Source organism: Aequorivita capsosiphonis DSM 23843 (assembly GCF_000429125.1).
In the GTDB taxonomy this organism is placed as follows: Bacteria; Bacteroidota; Bacteroidia; order Flavobacteriales; family Flavobacteriaceae; genus Aequorivita; species Aequorivita capsosiphonis.
Genome location: NZ_AUBG01000016.1, coordinates 62,565 through 77,644 on the forward strand (window position 1 = coordinate 62,565; position 15,080 = coordinate 77,644).

General features: G+C 37.7%; 15 protein-coding genes and 1 tRNA gene. 8 read left to right on the plus strand and 8 right to left on the minus strand.

Annotation, left to right across the window (positions count from 1 at the left end; all coding sequences use genetic code 11):
• Positions 1-2: 2 nt before the first annotated feature.
• Complete coding sequence (locus tag G440_RS0114245) at positions 3-335, plus strand: hypothetical protein (protein WP_026451925.1); 333 nt, start codon at positions 3-5, stop codon at positions 333-335.
• An 18-nt stretch (positions 336-353) separates the two neighbouring features.
• Entirely contained in the window at positions 354-1,364 is a 1,011-nt protein-coding gene (locus tag G440_RS0114250) for a M28 family metallopeptidase (RefSeq protein ID WP_026451926.1), read from the plus strand.
• 240 nt (positions 1,365-1,604) lie between these two features.
• Here the strand turns inward: G440_RS0114250 and G440_RS0114255 are convergent.
• The 4 genes from G440_RS0114255 to G440_RS0114270 form a co-directional block, all read right to left on the minus strand.
• A tRNA-His gene (locus tag G440_RS0114255) sits at positions 1,605-1,680 on the minus strand.
• A 124-nt stretch (positions 1,681-1,804) separates the two neighbouring features.
• Positions 1,805-2,521, minus strand: a complete 717-nt coding sequence (bshB1, locus tag G440_RS0114260; RefSeq protein ID WP_026451927.1) for a bacillithiol biosynthesis deacetylase BshB1 — start codon at positions 2,519-2,521, stop codon at positions 1,805-1,807.
• A gap of 14 nt (positions 2,522-2,535) precedes the next feature.
• Entirely contained in the window at positions 2,536-3,702 is a 1,167-nt protein-coding gene (locus tag G440_RS0114265; protein ID WP_026451928.1) for a trans-sulfuration enzyme family protein, read from the minus strand.
• 140 nt (positions 3,703-3,842) lie between these two features.
• A complete protein-coding gene (locus tag G440_RS0114270; RefSeq protein ID WP_026451929.1) occupies positions 3,843-4,151 on the minus strand; it encodes a hypothetical protein in 309 nt (102 codons plus the stop codon).
• A gap of 190 nt (positions 4,152-4,341) precedes the next feature.
• On the opposite strand from G440_RS0114270, the gene G440_RS0114275 reads away from it, so the two are divergent.
• From G440_RS0114275 to G440_RS0114300, 6 genes are all read left to right on the plus strand, one after another.
• On the plus strand, positions 4,342-4,944 hold the full coding sequence (locus G440_RS0114275; RefSeq protein ID WP_026451930.1) for a hypothetical protein: 603 nt from the start codon (positions 4,342-4,344) through the stop codon (positions 4,942-4,944).
• Positions 4,944-6,182, plus strand: a complete 1,239-nt coding sequence (gene hutI, locus G440_RS0114280) for an imidazolonepropionase (protein ID WP_026451931.1) — start codon at positions 4,944-4,946, stop codon at positions 6,180-6,182. Before G440_RS0114275 ends, hutI begins: the two co-directional genes overlap by 1 nt.
• Positions 6,179-7,180, plus strand: coding sequence for a formimidoylglutamase (locus G440_RS0114285; RefSeq protein WP_026451932.1), 1,002 nt, complete (start codon positions 6,179-6,181; stop codon positions 7,178-7,180). Before hutI ends, G440_RS0114285 begins: the two co-directional genes overlap by 4 nt.
• 53 nt (positions 7,181-7,233) lie before the next feature.
• Positions 7,234-8,037, plus strand: a complete 804-nt coding sequence (locus G440_RS0114290) for an MBL fold metallo-hydrolase (RefSeq protein ID WP_026451933.1) — start codon at positions 7,234-7,236, stop codon at positions 8,035-8,037.
• A gap of 61 nt (positions 8,038-8,098) precedes the next feature.
• Positions 8,099-10,651, plus strand: coding sequence for a T9SS type A sorting domain-containing protein (locus G440_RS0114295; protein WP_026451934.1), 2,553 nt, complete (start codon positions 8,099-8,101; stop codon positions 10,649-10,651).
• Positions 10,652-10,832: 181 nt separating this feature from the next.
• Positions 10,833-11,807, plus strand: coding sequence for an NAD(P)H-quinone oxidoreductase (locus tag G440_RS0114300; RefSeq protein ID WP_026451935.1), 975 nt, complete (start codon positions 10,833-10,835; stop codon positions 11,805-11,807).
• 116 nt (positions 11,808-11,923) lie between these two features.
• Here the strand turns inward: G440_RS0114300 and G440_RS0114305 are convergent, their stop codons facing one another.
• The 4 genes from G440_RS0114305 to G440_RS0114320 form a co-directional block, all read right to left on the minus strand.
• Positions 11,924-12,367, minus strand: coding sequence for a hypothetical protein (locus tag G440_RS0114305; protein ID WP_026451936.1), 444 nt, complete (start codon positions 12,365-12,367; stop codon positions 11,924-11,926).
• 3 nt (positions 12,368-12,370) lie between these two features.
• Positions 12,371-14,062 carry an energy-dependent translational throttle protein EttA gene (gene ettA / locus G440_RS0114310; protein WP_026451937.1) on the minus strand — a complete coding sequence of 564 codons (1,692 nt, stop codon included), beginning with the start codon at positions 14,060-14,062 and terminating at the stop codon, positions 12,371-12,373.
• 36 nt (positions 14,063-14,098) lie between these two features.
• Entirely contained in the window at positions 14,099-14,494 is a 396-nt protein-coding gene (locus G440_RS0114315; protein ID WP_026451938.1) for a four helix bundle protein, read from the minus strand.
• A gap of 67 nt (positions 14,495-14,561) precedes the next feature.
• Positions 14,562-15,038 carry a DinB family protein gene (locus G440_RS0114320; RefSeq protein ID WP_026451939.1) on the minus strand — a complete coding sequence of 159 codons (477 nt, stop codon included), beginning with the start codon at positions 15,036-15,038 and terminating at the stop codon, positions 14,562-14,564.
• Between the last annotated feature and the right edge of the window lie 42 nt (positions 15,039-15,080).

The following is a 15,080-nucleotide window of genomic DNA, read 5'->3' on the forward strand; positions in this document are numbered from 1 at the left end:
TTATGAAAAAAATAGCCTTTATTTTAATGACATTGCTAATTGTTTCCTGTGCTACTGAAAACAAAAGCGATGAAGTAGTTCGAGATCTTGCCAAAAAAGACATTATTGAAAAAATGGACCTTCCTGAAGGCACTAAATTCAACGATCAAGATGTTGAGGTAACAGAAACCCAAGCAGCAGAAGGTTCTTTAGGAGTTGTCTATATTGTGAAAATAACAATAAAATCACAAGATCGCGAAGGGAATGAGGTAATAAAAACCCATACCATGAACTACAAAAAAGTTGGCGACGGTAGTCTATCTGCAAAAGATTACGAACTTATTTCTTTCGAATAATTATTAGTAAAACACTATATGAAATTTATACTATTTTTAATTTTCTCCCCTTTTATTCTCTCGTGTAATGCAACGCAAAACACAAAAGGACCCAAAAAAAAGAATATTGATTATGCCAATACAATAACTGCAAAAGAGCTAAAAGAGCATCTTTACACTTATGCTGGTGACGCCATGGAGGGTCGGATGACTGGCTCAAAAGGCCAACGAATGGCTGCAGATTATATTCGCGACTTTTATATAAAAGAAGGAATTGCCCCAGCACCTGGAACTGATAATTATTTTCAACATATTCCCGTTAGTTTTTTTGCCGGAAAAAATGATCCAAAAGCTTCTGAAAATGTGATAGCCTATATAAAAGGGTCTGAAAAGCCCGATGAGGTTATTGTAATTTCTGCACATTTGGACCACGTAGGAATTGACAAGAACGGAAATATCTTTAACGGTGCAGACGACGATGGCAGTGGAACGGTCTCCGTGATGGAAATGGCACAGGCTTTCCAACAGGCAGTGAAGGATGGCAACGGACCCAAGCGATCTATTTTATTTCTACACGTAACTGGAGAAGAAATAGGACTTTACGGATCACGCTATTATACTGAAAATCCATTGTTTCCATTGGAAAATACGGTTGCGGATTTGAATATTGATATGATTGGCAGAATCGATCCTAACAAAAAAGATAATCCCGATTATTTATATTTAATAGGAAGTGATATGCTTAGCCAAGAATTACAAGATGTTTCAACTAGTGTAAATGATAAATACACCAAGTTGGAATTGGATTATAAATTTGACGATCCTGACGATCCAAATCGTTTTTACTACCGAAGTGATCACTATAATTTTGCCAAAAACAATATTCCCGTCATCTTTTATTTCAATGGCGTACACGAAGATTATCACAAAATAACCGATACACCTGATAAGATTGAATATGAATTAATGGCAAAACGCGCCAAACTTATCTTTTTGACCGCGTGGGAATTGGCGAATCGCGAAAAGAGAATTGCTTTAGATAAGAAATAATCAAGGCTTGTTCCAATTTTTAAATGAAAGAACTCACATAAAAAGGAATCCCGCGCCAAGCTTGGAACCTTGAACTTTAAACTAAAAAATCCTCCCAATTTTCAGGGAGGATTTTTTACTGGATGGAATCACGACTCAAGCGAACTAAGGATGCAAAATATAAATCACGCGCCAACTTGGAACCCTGAACTTTAAACCTTAAACTAAAAAATCCTCCCATTTTCAGGGAGGATTTTTTTCGGGTGGAAGACCGGGTTCGAACCGGCGACTTCTGGTACCACAAACCAGCGCTCTAACCAGCTGAGCTACAACCACCATTTATTGTTTTGTAAAAAACAATGCCGCTAAGCGGACGCAAATATAAGTCAATTCTTATTGTTGCGCAACATCATTCAGCAAGATTTTTCTAAAATTTTATCCTGTCTTTGTCGATTGTACGTTTAGATTAAATCGGAAATAGAATCAACAGCAACAAATCTTTCCACAGTAAAACCTTCAGCGTGCTCAGTACCAATAAGTCTTCCTAAATCTTGGGCTCTATAGGTAATACTATCGCGAAAGTTGGTTGATGTAATTGGCGTCTCTGGTTCATCCGCCTCTTTTTTATGAAATTGACTCTCATAAGCAAACACAGCTTCTAGCTTTTTATCTAAAAATCCTGTGACATCAACCACAAAGTCTGGTTCAACATTTTTCCATTGAATGTAATGGTAAACATGCTTTGGCCTCCAAGCCTTTTGATTATTGCCTTCAAAAATAGTCTCAATTTTTTGCAACCCGCTTAAAAAACAGGCGTCACTTGAAAGTTGGCTAGCCATTCCGTGGTCAATATGTCTATCATCAATAGCATTGCAAAGCACAGTCTCTGGTCGATATTTTCGTATAATTTTAATTATTTCCAGCTTAGAAGCTTCATTATTCACTATAAAGCCATCAGAAAACTCCAAGTTGTGTCTAAATTTCACTCCTAAAATCTCAGCGGCATTTGCAGCCTCCTTTTCACGGATTTCAGCAGTCCCACGGGTTCCAAGTTCGCCACGAGTAAGATCTAAAATCCCCACTTTTTTTCCGTTGTTAATTTCTTTGGCCAAGGTTGCCGAACATCCCAATTCCACATCGTCTGGATGGGCGCCAATGGCAAGTATATCAATTTTCATAAATCAGTACTTTCTTAAATTTTTTCCATTTTTGTTAGCTTTTTAAATGCGCCTTGAAGATCGGCTATCAAATCTTCAGTTTCTTCTATTCCCACAGAAAAACGAAGCAAGCCATCACTAATTCCTTGCTCTTTTCTTGCCTCAGCAGATAAAAGCCCGTGCGAAGTCTTTGCCGGCGAAAGGATTGTAGATTCCACTCCTGCTAAACTCATGGAAGGTTTTATCAATTTTAAAGAGTTTAGGAATAGAGATACATCCAAGGATTCGTTTATTTCAAAAGAAAGCATTCCTGTATAACCTTTCATCTGCTTTTTAGCAAGCTTATGTTCTGGGTGATTCTTTAGCCCTGGATAATATACTTGCTCTACCAAGGGATGATTTTCCAACCATTTTGCCATTTTCTTGGCATTTTTATTTTGAGCCTTTACACGAAGCACCATAGTTTTCATACTTCGCTCCAAAAGCCAAACGGTATAATCACTCAAGCTTCCGCCTAAATTTTTAGCAAGGTTCCAAATAATTTTAATATGCTCTTCACTAGCTGCAACGGCGCCAGCGCAAATATCACTATGTCCACCCATATACTTAGTAGCACTATGGATCATGATATCAATTCCAAAATCTGCAGGAGTCTGATTTACTGGTGAAGCGAACGTATTGTCTATCATGGTAACAATTCCGCGTTGTTTCGCCAACCTTGAAATCATTTCCAGATCGGTAATTCGCATTAAGGGGTTGGAGGGGGTTTCAACAAAAATGACCTTCGTGTTATCCTGAATCTTTTCAGAAAAATTATCTTCTGAAAAACCTTCAGTAAAAGAAAATTCAATTCCAAATTTATCAAATTCCTCTACCACAAAATTATAAGTTCCTCCATATAAAGTTTGCGGAAGCACTACGTGATCGCCCTTATGCAAAAACGCTAGCATAGTTGTGCTAACGGCAGCCATTCCACTTCCGAAGATAAGTCCAGCCTCACTTTTTTCAAGCATGGCGATCTTTTTACAAAGCGCTTCTTGGTTTGGAGTGTTAAAATAACGCGGATAGCGTTTTACTTCAACATCTTCATAAGCATAGCTGCTAGACATATATATTGGTGAAATAGCACCTTTAAATTGTTTGTCTTCTACCTCGCCAACGTGGGTGCAGATAGTATTTAAACCTAGGGATTTTGGTTTCATGATTTATCGATTTTTCTGAAAGTTTAAAGGTATGGTTTTTTCGAGAATTCAGATAAAAAATGGAACGGTAAACACAAATCAGGATTAGAGCAGAAATTAAAAGCTATGGAGAGAAGAAACGATAAAGAATATTTAAGGACTTAATTAACTACATTCGTAATTCTTTCCATAAGATTTTCATACTCCGTTTTTTTACCTTTTTTGATTTTTTCCCTAGAATCGGCAAGCGACTCATCCATTTCCGATATATGAGCATCCTCTGGAAATAAAATATACGTGAGCGTCGATACTTCTTTCACGGTGAAATTATTCTCCTTCAATTTACGGTAATAAGTTGCCTTTGGAATTTGAAGCTTATCAATAATATAAGCGGCCTTGTATGGTGAATTTTTTAGAAGCTGAGGAAGTTCTTTTATATAATTCGCGTATTGTGAAACTATTTGTATCATTTTATAAGACTTTAACTATCAAACATATGTATTTTTATTCCCAAAAACAAATTTTATAAATTTCAAATGACAGATAAACCGTCTTTCTTTTTAGATTTTCTGACATTTCATAGGTTGCACTTCCACTACTCCTCCTCATTTAAAAATTCTGGTATTTCTAAATAGCATTTAGTTTTTCTATCTTTATCAAATGAAAATAACGGTTGCTTTATTACTACTTTTTACATTCAACTTTTCTGTCTATAGTCAAGTTGAAGTTCAAGAAAGAAACTTGAGCTTAGAAATGGTAAAAGCGAGAAAAATCGGAGTACTTTCAGTTCAATTTGCTGGTACTTATAATGTTCTTTCGGGTAAGGATGATAAAAGAGTACAGATTCGGCTTAAGGTACGTTCGTTGGATGGAGAAGAGACCGTTTTTGACCCAAACAAACTTTCATTTGTAACCGATGAGTTTAAGGCGCGATTTAGCGTTTCAGAAGCACTTTTCGCCACTTTCTTTAGAAGTAAAGGTTTTCAACTTTTAACTACTAATGATACTGAAAAACCAATTTTCGCGAAGTATGATCCTTCAGTTCCCAATACTTTTGACGATTACTCGATTGATGATTATAAAGATTGCGCTATTAACCTCAATTTTGGCACAAAACGCAAACCAATAGTTCATACTATTTATTTACGCCCAAATTATATAGACAAAAATGTTATCGATGTATATTTTGTTGTTCCCAATGAATTAAAAACGGGAAAACTATACTTTGAAAACACATTAATTTCAGAAATAAAAATACGCTAATGAAACTACTACTCACAAACATAAAAGAACTACTTCAAGTTCGCGAAAACTGCCCTTCAAAACTGAGCGGCAAGGAAATGAAAGAACTTCCAACCCTCAAAAATGCTTGGGTTTATATAAACCACGGAATTATTGAAGATTATGGAACCATGGACAAAATGGGGCCACACCAAGGTTTTAAAACTGTAGATTGCAGCGGAAAAACTGTTTTTCCGGCTTGGTGTGATAGCCATAGCCACATTGTTTACGCGGGAAATCGCGAACAGGAATTTGTAGATAGAATCAACGGACTCAGCTATCAAGAAATTGCTGAAAAAGGTGGTGGAATTGTGAACAGCGCCAAAAAACTGCAACAGACTTCCGAAGAGGATTTGTATTGCCAATCTGCCACACGTTTGGAAGAGGTTATGCGTCTTGGCACCGGTGCCATCGAAATAAAAAGTGGCTACGGACTTACCACTGATGCCGAAATGAAAATGCTTCGCGTTGCTAAAAAGCTTGCTGAAGAATACCCCGTAACAATAAAAACCAACTTTTTGGGCGCACACGCAATTCCCACGGAGTATAAAGGTGATAAAGACGGATATTTGGATTTGTTGTGCAACGAAATGCTTCCAAAAGTAGCTGAGGAAAAGCTTGCTGATTATATAGATATTTTCTGTGAAGAGGGTTATTTTTCCGTAGCCGATTTGGAACGGGTGCTTTCCGAAGGGAAAAAACATAACCTTATTCCCAAAGTACACGTTAACCAATTCAACAGCATTGGTGGAATTGAAGCCGCTGTGAGGCACAATGCATTAAGTGTAGATCATTTAGAGGTAATGACCGATAAAGACATTGCCGATCTCCAAAACAGCGACACGATGCCGGTGGCACTTCCCTCCTGCTCTTATTTTTTGAGTATTCCGTATGCGCCTGGCAGAAAAATGATTGATGCTGGATTGTCTCTCGCACTAGCAACGGACTATAATCCCGGGTCAACTCCCAGTGGAAATATGAATTTTGTAGTTGCCACAGCCTGCATTAAAATGCGTCTCACTCCGGAAGAAGCTATAAATGCAGCTACTATAAACGGGGCTTATGCCATGGGGCTGAGCAAAACCCACGGAAGTATTACAAAAGGAAAAGTGGCAAACCTAATTATCACAAAACCAATTCCCTCTTACGGTTATTTACCTTATGCCTTTGGCAGCAATATGATTGATTCCGTAATCATTAATGGAGAAGAAGTAAAATGAGTTATGTAAAAATATATTCTGAAAAGGACACTGCTTCTTTTATAAAAAAACGTGGTGGCGAAACCAAGTTTGGTGAAAAAATATGTTTTGTTGAAAGCCTTAAAGACTTAAAAAATCATTCGGCAAAATACGTGGTCTTAGGAATTCCAGAAGATATTGGTGTTCGTGCGAATTACGGAAAACCAGGCACTTCAAAAGCTTGGGAAGCTGTGCTGGGAAGTCTTTTAAATATTCAGCAGAATCATTTAACCCATGCTGAAAACGTGATACTTTTAGGCGAAATAGACTGCGATACCCAAATGCGGCAAGCAGGATATCTTTCTAAGGAAAAAAAACATTATGCCGAAGAACTTGGCGAATTGGTTACCCAAATTGACCATAAAGTTACCGAGGTTATAAAAAAAATTGTGGAAGCTGGCAAATTGCCAATAATTATCGGTGGCGGTCATAACAACAGTTACGGAAACCTGAGAGGCACTTCCGAAGCATTAAAAAAACCAGTAAATTGTATCAACTTTGATGCGCACACCGATTTTCGTTCCTTGGAACACCGTCATAGCGGTAACGGTTTTTCGTATGCTTTTGAGAAGGGGTTTTTAGATAAATATTTCATATTTGGACTTCATAGAAATTATACTTCGGAAGCGATTTTCAGTTCCATGGAAGAAAATTCAGAAAGAGTAAAGGTTAATCTTTTTGAAGATATTTCAGTAAAACAGAAACTATCTTTTTCCGAAGCCTTAAAAGAAGCTGAAAATTTCTGCTGCAATGAAAACTTCGGAATTGAACTGGATATGGACGCTATTGAAATGATGGGTAGCAGCGCCATTACTCCCAGTGGCTTTACTTTAACCGAAGCAAGAAAATTTGTTTCGCACTTTTCAAAAAACAAAAATGCTAGATACCTTCATATTTGTGAAGCTTCGCCATTAGCGGAAATCTATCCAAACCAAGTTGCTAAAACGATTGCTTATCTGGTAAGCGACGCAATTTTATAAGCAGACAGAAACCATAACTTCTTCTTTATTAGTATATTTATAGCAAAAATACTATGAAAAGGACATTCCATATTCTATTGTTTGCCATAATTCTAACGGCTTGTAAAAACACCAACTCAGAAGAAGCTGGGTCTGCAATTTCAAAAAGTGAACCCCAAAAAGAAATTGATGGAGGTGAAGTTGCATCTGAAAAAGGCTTCACCATTAATCCCGTGGAACATGCCAGTATGGTTTTAAACTGGGACGGAACTATAATTTATGTCGACCCCGTTGGCGGCGGAGATATGTATTCCAAATATTCCGAGCCTTCCACTATTTTACTAACTGATATTCATGGCGATCATTTTGATATACCGACGCTTGAAGCTGTGATTTCTGAAAACAGTTCCATTATTGCACCAAAAGCTGTTTTTGAAAAGCTGCCAGAATCACTTCAAAATAAAACCAAAGTATTAGATAATGGAGCAAAAACCACCGATCACGAAATTAAAATAGAAGCAATCCCTATGTACAACCTTCGGCCAGAAGCTTTAAAATTTCACGAAAAAGGTCGAGGTAATGGATATGTGCTCGAAAAAGATGGGAAACGCGTTTATATCTCTGGTGATACCGAAGACATCCCCGAAATGCGTAATCTTAAAAATATCGACATCGCTTTTGTCTGTATGAATTTACCTTATACCATGACGGTGGAAAAAGCTGCGGAAGCGGTTTTAGATTTTAAACCAAAAACAGTTTATCCCTATCATTATCGCGGTGAAAATGGTCTGAGCGATGTGGCCAAGTTTAAATCTTTAGTAGAAGCGGGAAATCCGGATATCAAGGTTACACAATTGGATTGGTATCCTAATAATTAATTGAAACAGACCACTTAGATAATCGTTTATGAAAAGGCACTAATCCTATAAATAATGGCATATGAAAAATCTTAGACCCACCTTCAATCTTATTGCCTTTACATTTCTCTTTGTACTTGTTTGCTCAAGCTGCAAAAATAATTCTAAAGAAAAATCACTCGAAAAAGAAACAGGAAAAGTGGAATACCCTGGCGAGTGGATGTACAACCAACGCGCCTACCCTAACAATTATATAAACAAGGATGCATATAAAGAGGCTATCGCGCAATCTAAACAAATTCTTGCAAATAGATCACCTGAAGTCGCTGGCGAATGGGCTTTTGTAGGTCCATTAAATACAGGGGGACGTATTACCGATGTGGCAATCGCACCAGATAGTGATGACCATCTTTATGTTGCTACTGCCACAGGAGGAATTTTTAGATCGTATGATCGTGGAGTCAATTGGACTCCAATTTTTGATGAAGTTTCCAAACCTTCCATTGGAGATATCGCAATTGCGCCTTCCAATCCGCAAATAATTTATGCGGGTACAGGTGAAGCTAACGGAAGCGCTACGGACGGAGCCTATTTTGGCGACGGAATATATAGAAGCGAAGATGCTGGAGATACTTGGACGAATATCGGTTTGCCAGAAAGTAATCACATTGGTCGTATTGTAGTTGATCCCACAAACCCTGATCGCTTGTTTGTAGCCGCAACCGGGCAATTATATGGAGAAAATGTGGAACGAGGTATTTATAGAACTACGAATGCTGGAGCAGATTGGGAACAAGTACTTTTTGTAACCGATTCAACAGCCGCAATTGATGTGGCCATGAATGTTGCAAATACAGATATTATCTACGCTGCAATGTGGGAACGTACTCGCAAACCATGGGAACGTGATTACGGCGGAGTGTCATCTGCAATTCATCGTTCTATGGATGGTGGAACTACTTGGACTGAACTTGGAGCAGCCAATGGTCTTCCGGCACCAGATGCCCAAACGGGAAGAATTGGTATCGCCGTTTCAGAATCGGAACCATCAACAGTATATGCTCGGTTTACAACCAATGAAATAACCAATGAATTCAACGGACTTTATAAATCTACTGATAACGGTGATAATTGGACGCTTGTAACCTCTGCTGGAGCCCTGAGCGGAATAGACGCTAATTTTGGTTGGTACTTTGGAAATGTTCGCGTTAATCCAACAAATTCCTCTGAAGTCTATATTATAGGTTTTGATATTGCAAAATCCACGAATAGTGGAAGTTCATGGCAAACATTGCCAGGAATGCATGTGGATCACCACGCTTTGGATTTTTCGAGAACCAATAGCAACTTTATGCTCTCTGGAAATGATGGTGGCGCATATATTTCAGATAACGGCGGAAGCAGTTGGACGAAGTTTTTAAACCTCCCTATAACTCAATTTTATAATATTGAAGTTGATTATCAGCATCCTGAAAGACTTTATGGTGGAACCCAAGATAACAACACCATACGCACAATTACAGGTAGTCTAGATGATTGGAATTCTATTATTGGTGGGGATGGTTTCCACGTAAATGTAGACCCTATAGATAATAATTATGTTTACGCAGAATCACAATATGGCAATCTACGCCGTTCAACCAATGGTGGGACAACTTTTCAAAATGGAACCAACGGAATTAATGGCAGTGATCGTGTAAATTGGAATACTCCGGTAATTCTTTCCCCTTTTAGTCCAGATAAAATGTTCTATGGAAGTAACAAATTATACACATCTACCAGAGCGGTTTCTTGGTCAGCAATTAGTCCGGACCTAACGGATGGGCTGCACCCAAGTGGTTCTCTTGCTTTCGGAACACTTACGGCAATTGCGGCTTCATACAATAATCTCGATGTAATTTACACAGGAAGCGACGACGGCAATGTTAACGTAACTTTTGACGGAGGAGCAACTTGGACCGACGTAAGCGCAGGTTTGCCCGATCAATACATCACCTCTATCGCGATGGTACCTAATGATGATTTAATTGCTTATGTAACTGTTTCCGGTTTTAAGTATCTGGATTATACGCCACGCGTTTTTAAAACTACCGATGGAGGACAAAACTGGGCGGATATCTCTTCCAATCTTCCAAATATTCCTGCAAACGACATTATTACTTATCCTGCAGAAAATATACTTTTCGTAGCAACAGATTTAAATGTTTGGTATTCCAACGACGATGGTGCGAGTTGGACAATTTTAGGAAACAATCTTCCATTTACAGTAGTGATGGATTTAAAATTTCACGAACCTACTAAAACCCTTTATGCTGGAACTTTTGGAAGAGCCATGCATAGCTATGATGTAGGCGATATTTTAGACGTAAACGAAAATGAATTGGCTTCTAGTTCAATCAAGGTTTATCCAAATCCAGCAACCTCAGAGTTTACGATTTCGCAAAGTTTTACGTCGGAAGGAACTGTTCAACTATACGATATGTCGGGAAAAAAAATAAAAGAATTGTTCCATGGAGATTTTGGAACAAATAAAAACATCAGCATAAAAACTGATGGCATCGCAAATGGATTCTATTTAATAAAGTTGAATCAGGGGAAGCAATCTATTACGAAGAAATTGATCATTAAAAGATAAAACTTTTGAAATCATTTTTGAACGTACACTTCAACATCGTCCGGTTATAAGTCATATTAGTATCAGCAACAATGTCTAAATTATTTTTTTGTAAAAATTTTAAGAAGTAAGAAGTATTACATTCTTATATTAAAGGATTGCAACCAAATATCCTGTTTGCAAGTACAAAAAATAAATTTCTATGAAAGCAATACATATTACAAAATCCGGAGGTCCCGAAGTATTACAGATGAAAGAGACTCCCCGTCCAAAACCACAAAAAAGTCAAGTTCTAATAAAAGTAAAAGCAGCGGGTGTTAACCGCAGCGATGTGGTGACTCGTAAAAACACGAATACCTACGGCAAAAATTCTGAAGAAACAATAATACCAGGTTTGGAGGTTTCTGGGGAAATTATAGAAATTGGAGAAACCGTCACAGATAAAAAAATCGGCGATAAAGTCTGTGCACTTATCGCAAGTGGTGGGTATGCTGAATATGTTGCAGTAGAAAGTTCCCACTGTCTCCCTATACCAGAAGGAATAAGCCTTACAGACGCCGCTGCCATTCCTGAAACCGTATTTACTGTTTGGTTCAACGTATTTAAATTAGGAAAACTTCAACCTGATGAAAAATTATTAATTCACGGTGGAACAAGCGGAATTGGAACTATGGGACTACAAATGGCCAAAGCTTTGGGTTCCACTATCTACACTACCGTTGGTACCGATAAAAAAGTTGATTTTCTGAATAAAATGAATCTTGGCAAAGTAATAAACTATAAAAAAGAGGCCTTTGAAGATGTTTTTAAAGGTGAGAAAATCGATGTTATTCTGGATATGGTCGGCGGAGATTACACCCAAAAGAATCTCGAAATTCTTAATAAAAAAGGTCGCTTGATCAACATTAATGGAATGAAAAGTAATGATGTGAATATAAATCTACGGACCATTATGAGCAAAAACCTCATCTTGACGGGAAGCTTTTTAAAGCCACAATCTGCCGAAATAAAAACCGAAATCGCCGAGGAAGTTGAAAAAAATATTTGGCCACTTTTTAATTCTAAAAAAATACAACCTGTTATTTATAAAACATTTCCCTTAGCGCAAGCTTCCGAAGCTCATCAGCTTATGGAAAGCAGTGAACATATTGGTAAGATTCTATTAACCATGGACTAATTCTAAAAATCTATCCAAACAAAAAATCTGGCATTCTATTCTTCCAAATTTGGGATGGAATAAAATGCCAGATATACTTTTAAGCGAAAAACAAGCGCTTAGATAAGTGCGACTTCTTACTGTTTTTCACAAACCACGCCCCAAATAGGCAATGCAGTTTTAGAAGTATTAATTTTCACATTCTCTTTATCAATCACCTTAAAATGCGCTGCGTCTCCAAAGTTTTTATCAAAAATAGAAGCCAAAGAAAACTTGGGATCCTTAAAGTTTAGCGTTTTCCAACTTCCATCAGATGTATATGTCCCCTTCTCTGAAATTACAGCAGGTTTCTCGTCGGTATCGGGCTGTGGAATGCTCTGAAAATCGAATTTAAACGTATCATTTTCATAAAGCTGTAATGAAATTGAAGCAACTCCATTACCTAAGCTTTTATATGAAACAGTCTCAATTTTCCCTAAAACAACTTCTTTGGATTCTTTGGACGTTTTCACCGCAGTTTTTTTACTTCCGCAAGAAGAAACACCAATTACCAAGGCAATTAAAACAATGTTTTTCCACATAGCTTATCGTATCAATTTTTTGTATTTGATTCGTTTTGGCATCAAGTCGCCACCCAAACGTTTCTTTTTATTTTCTTCGTAATCAGTAAATCCGCCTTCAAAATAATAGACTTCACTATTCCCTTCAAAAGCGAGAATGTGCGTACAAACCCGATCCAAAAACCAACGGTCGTGACTAATAACAACAGCACAACCTGCAAAGTTTTCTAAACCTTCTTCCAAGGCTCGCAGTGTGTTTACGTCCAAATCGTTTGTTGGCTCATCCAGTAGAAGTACGTTTCCTTCTTCTTTTAAGGTCATCGCCAAATGAAGTCTGTTTCGCTCTCCACCGGAAAGCATAGAAACCTTTTTATTCTGCTCGCTTCCACTAAAATTAAACCTACTTAAATACGCTCGAGAATTCACTTGTCTGCCGCCCATCATAATAAGTTCTTGGCTGTCGCTAAAATTTTCCCAAATTGTTTTGTCTGGATTTATATTGGAGTGCGCTTGATCTACATAGGCTATCTGCGCAGTTTCACCTACTTCAAAAGTACCCTTATCTGGCTCCTCTTCCCCCATAATCATTTTGAAAATGGTTGTTTTACCAGCACCGTTTGGTCCGATAATTCCCACAATTCCCGCTTGTGGTAATTTAAAATTCAAATCTTCATAAAGCAGTTTATCGCCAAATGCTTTTGACACATTCTTTGCATCAATTACATTGGTTCCCAAACGAGGACCGTTTGGAATGTATATCTCCAGCTTTTCGTCCAACTGTTTTTGGTCTTGGCTCAACAATTTGTCATAATTCTGCAAACGCGCTTTTTGTTTTGTTTGTCGGCCTTTGGCTCCTTGACGAACCCACTCCAACTCACGTTCCAAAGTTTTTTGATGCTTACCAGCTTGTTTGGATTCCTGAGCCATTCGTTTTGACTTTTGATCTAACCAAGAAGAGTAATTTCCTTTCCATGGAATTCCTTCGCCTCTATCCAATTCCAATATCCAACCCGCTACGTTATCCAAGAAATAACGGTCGTGCGTTACGGCGATTACCGTTCCCTTGTATTCCGCTAAGTGATGTTCCAACCAATGAACGCTTTCAGCATCCAAGTGGTTTGTTGGCTCATCCAGCAATAAAATATCTGGTTCTTTTAATAAGAGACGGCAAAGCGCAACGCGTCTTTTTTCACCTCCGGAAAGAACACCTATAAGTTTATCGGGATCTGGAGTGCGAAGGGCATCCATTGCGATTTCCAGTTTTGTGTCGAGTTCCCAAGCATTGGTTGCATCAATTTTATCTTGAAGCTTTGCTTGTTTGTCCATCAGTTCGTCCATCTTTGCCGCGTTTTCATAAACTTCTGGCAGGCCGAACATATCGTTTATTTTGTTGTATTCGTCCAGAACATCAACTACTTCCTGTACGCCTTCTTTTACTACTTCCAAAACGGTTTTGGTCTCGTCAAGTTTAGGCTCTTGCTCTAGATAGCCAACGGTATATCCAGGTGCAAAAACCACATCACCTTGATAGTTTTTTTCTTCCCCTGCAATGATTCGCAGCAAAGTGGATTTACCACTTCCGTTAAGACCAAGAATACCAATCTTGGCACCGTAGAAAAAGCTTAAGTATATATTTTTAAGTACTGGCGTCTGGGCATTTTGGTAGGTTTTGGTCAACCCAGACATTGAGAAAATTACTTTTTTATCGTCAGACATAAATGTTTATGGTTTATGGTTTGTTGTTGTTCGAATTTAATCTTTCTTGAATTTTTGGCCTTTTATATCAGAATTCTTTAGGTAATACATAAAAGCCCCAATTTTATTTTTTTCTAATTCACACATTTTAGTGAGTTCGTTGAATTGTTCTTCTGTTATTAGTTTTTTATCGAATGCTCGATAAGTTTGAGATTTAAGTTCAGAAACAGAGCCTTTTGAATAACTGAGAAAATTAACAAATTCTCTATTACCATCTCTATCGAAACCTTCCGCAATGTTATCCATTACTGAACCTGAACTCCCTTCCATTTGATTTCTAAGTCTGTAATTCTTACCAATTCCAGTGGTTTGAAATAAGTCTTCAACAAATTTGCAAATGACTCTTGCGTTCTTCCAAACCTCTAAATCTTCGAATCTTTCTATTCTTGCCATAATAAAAAATTATAGTAAATATCAAATCACTTCAACCATAAACTCCAAACCACAAACCTTCAACTTTTCAATGCAGATTCAACAATCTCATTAGAATCAACATCTGCCCTGTGTGATATGCTGTGTGCTCAATTAAAAGTGTTACTTCACGTAGTAAAGTTTGTTCATCTTTTCCATTCTTAACCGGCTTAGTTAGTTTGTTTTCTTTATTTAATAAAAAGGTCTTTATCCGTTCCCGATCTGTTAAATATTCGGCATTCAATGTTTCCCACTCTTCTTCATTCCGACATATTTTTTCCTTTGGCCAATAATAATCTGGCCATTTAGGTTCTGTATAATCGTCTGAGCAAGTGAATTTCACTATATCCTTCTGAGTAAAGACAATATGAAAAAATAATTCATAAAGCGAATAAGGCAAGTTGTCCGGCCGCGTATTGATGTCTTCAAAAGAAATTTTCTTCAACATTTCAGTCAGGGGCATAAAAGCTTCACCACCTTCCAGAGGTTTCACAAGTTGTTCCCGTATAAATTTTTCTTCAGACATAAATTTTTGATGATTCATTTGCAAGATTACCCTTCTCCTTCG

Excerpts from the sequence above, each read along its gene's own strand:
- G440_RS0114245 (WP_026451925.1), top strand. The coding sequence starts at position 3 with ATGAAAAAAATAGCCTTTATTTTAATGACATTGCTAATTGTTTCCTGT.
- G440_RS0114250 (WP_026451926.1), top strand. The coding sequence starts at position 354 with ATGAAATTTATACTATTTTTAATTTTCTCCCCTTTTATTCTCTCGTGT.
- bshB1 (WP_026451927.1), bottom strand. The coding sequence starts at position 2,521 with ATGAAAATTGATATACTTGCCATTGGCGCCCATCCAGACGATGTGGAA.
- G440_RS0114265 (WP_026451928.1), bottom strand. The coding sequence starts at position 3,702 with ATGAAACCAAAATCCCTAGGTTTAAATACTATCTGCACCCACGTTGGC.
- G440_RS0114270 (WP_026451929.1), bottom strand. The coding sequence starts at position 4,151 with ATGATACAAATAGTTTCACAATACGCGAATTATATAAAAGAACTTCCT.
- G440_RS0114275 (WP_026451930.1), top strand. The coding sequence starts at position 4,342 with ATGAAAATAACGGTTGCTTTATTACTACTTTTTACATTCAACTTTTCT.
- hutI (WP_026451931.1), top strand. The coding sequence starts at position 4,944 with ATGAAACTACTACTCACAAACATAAAAGAACTACTTCAAGTTCGCGAA.
- G440_RS0114285 (WP_026451932.1), top strand. The coding sequence starts at position 6,179 with ATGAGTTATGTAAAAATATATTCTGAAAAGGACACTGCTTCTTTTATA.
- G440_RS0114290 (WP_026451933.1), top strand. The coding sequence starts at position 7,234 with ATGAAAAGGACATTCCATATTCTATTGTTTGCCATAATTCTAACGGCT.
- G440_RS0114295 (WP_026451934.1), top strand. The coding sequence starts at position 8,099 with ATGAAAAATCTTAGACCCACCTTCAATCTTATTGCCTTTACATTTCTC.
- G440_RS0114300 (WP_026451935.1), top strand. The coding sequence starts at position 10,833 with ATGAAAGCAATACATATTACAAAATCCGGAGGTCCCGAAGTATTACAG.
- G440_RS0114305 (WP_026451936.1), bottom strand. The coding sequence starts at position 12,367 with ATGTGGAAAAACATTGTTTTAATTGCCTTGGTAATTGGTGTTTCTTCT.
- ettA (WP_026451937.1), bottom strand. The coding sequence starts at position 14,062 with ATGTCTGACGATAAAAAAGTAATTTTCTCAATGTCTGGGTTGACCAAA.
- G440_RS0114315 (WP_026451938.1), bottom strand. The coding sequence starts at position 14,494 with ATGGCAAGAATAGAAAGATTCGAAGATTTAGAGGTTTGGAAGAACGCA.
- G440_RS0114320 (WP_026451939.1), bottom strand. The coding sequence starts at position 15,038 with ATGTCTGAAGAAAAATTTATACGGGAACAACTTGTGAAACCTCTGGAA.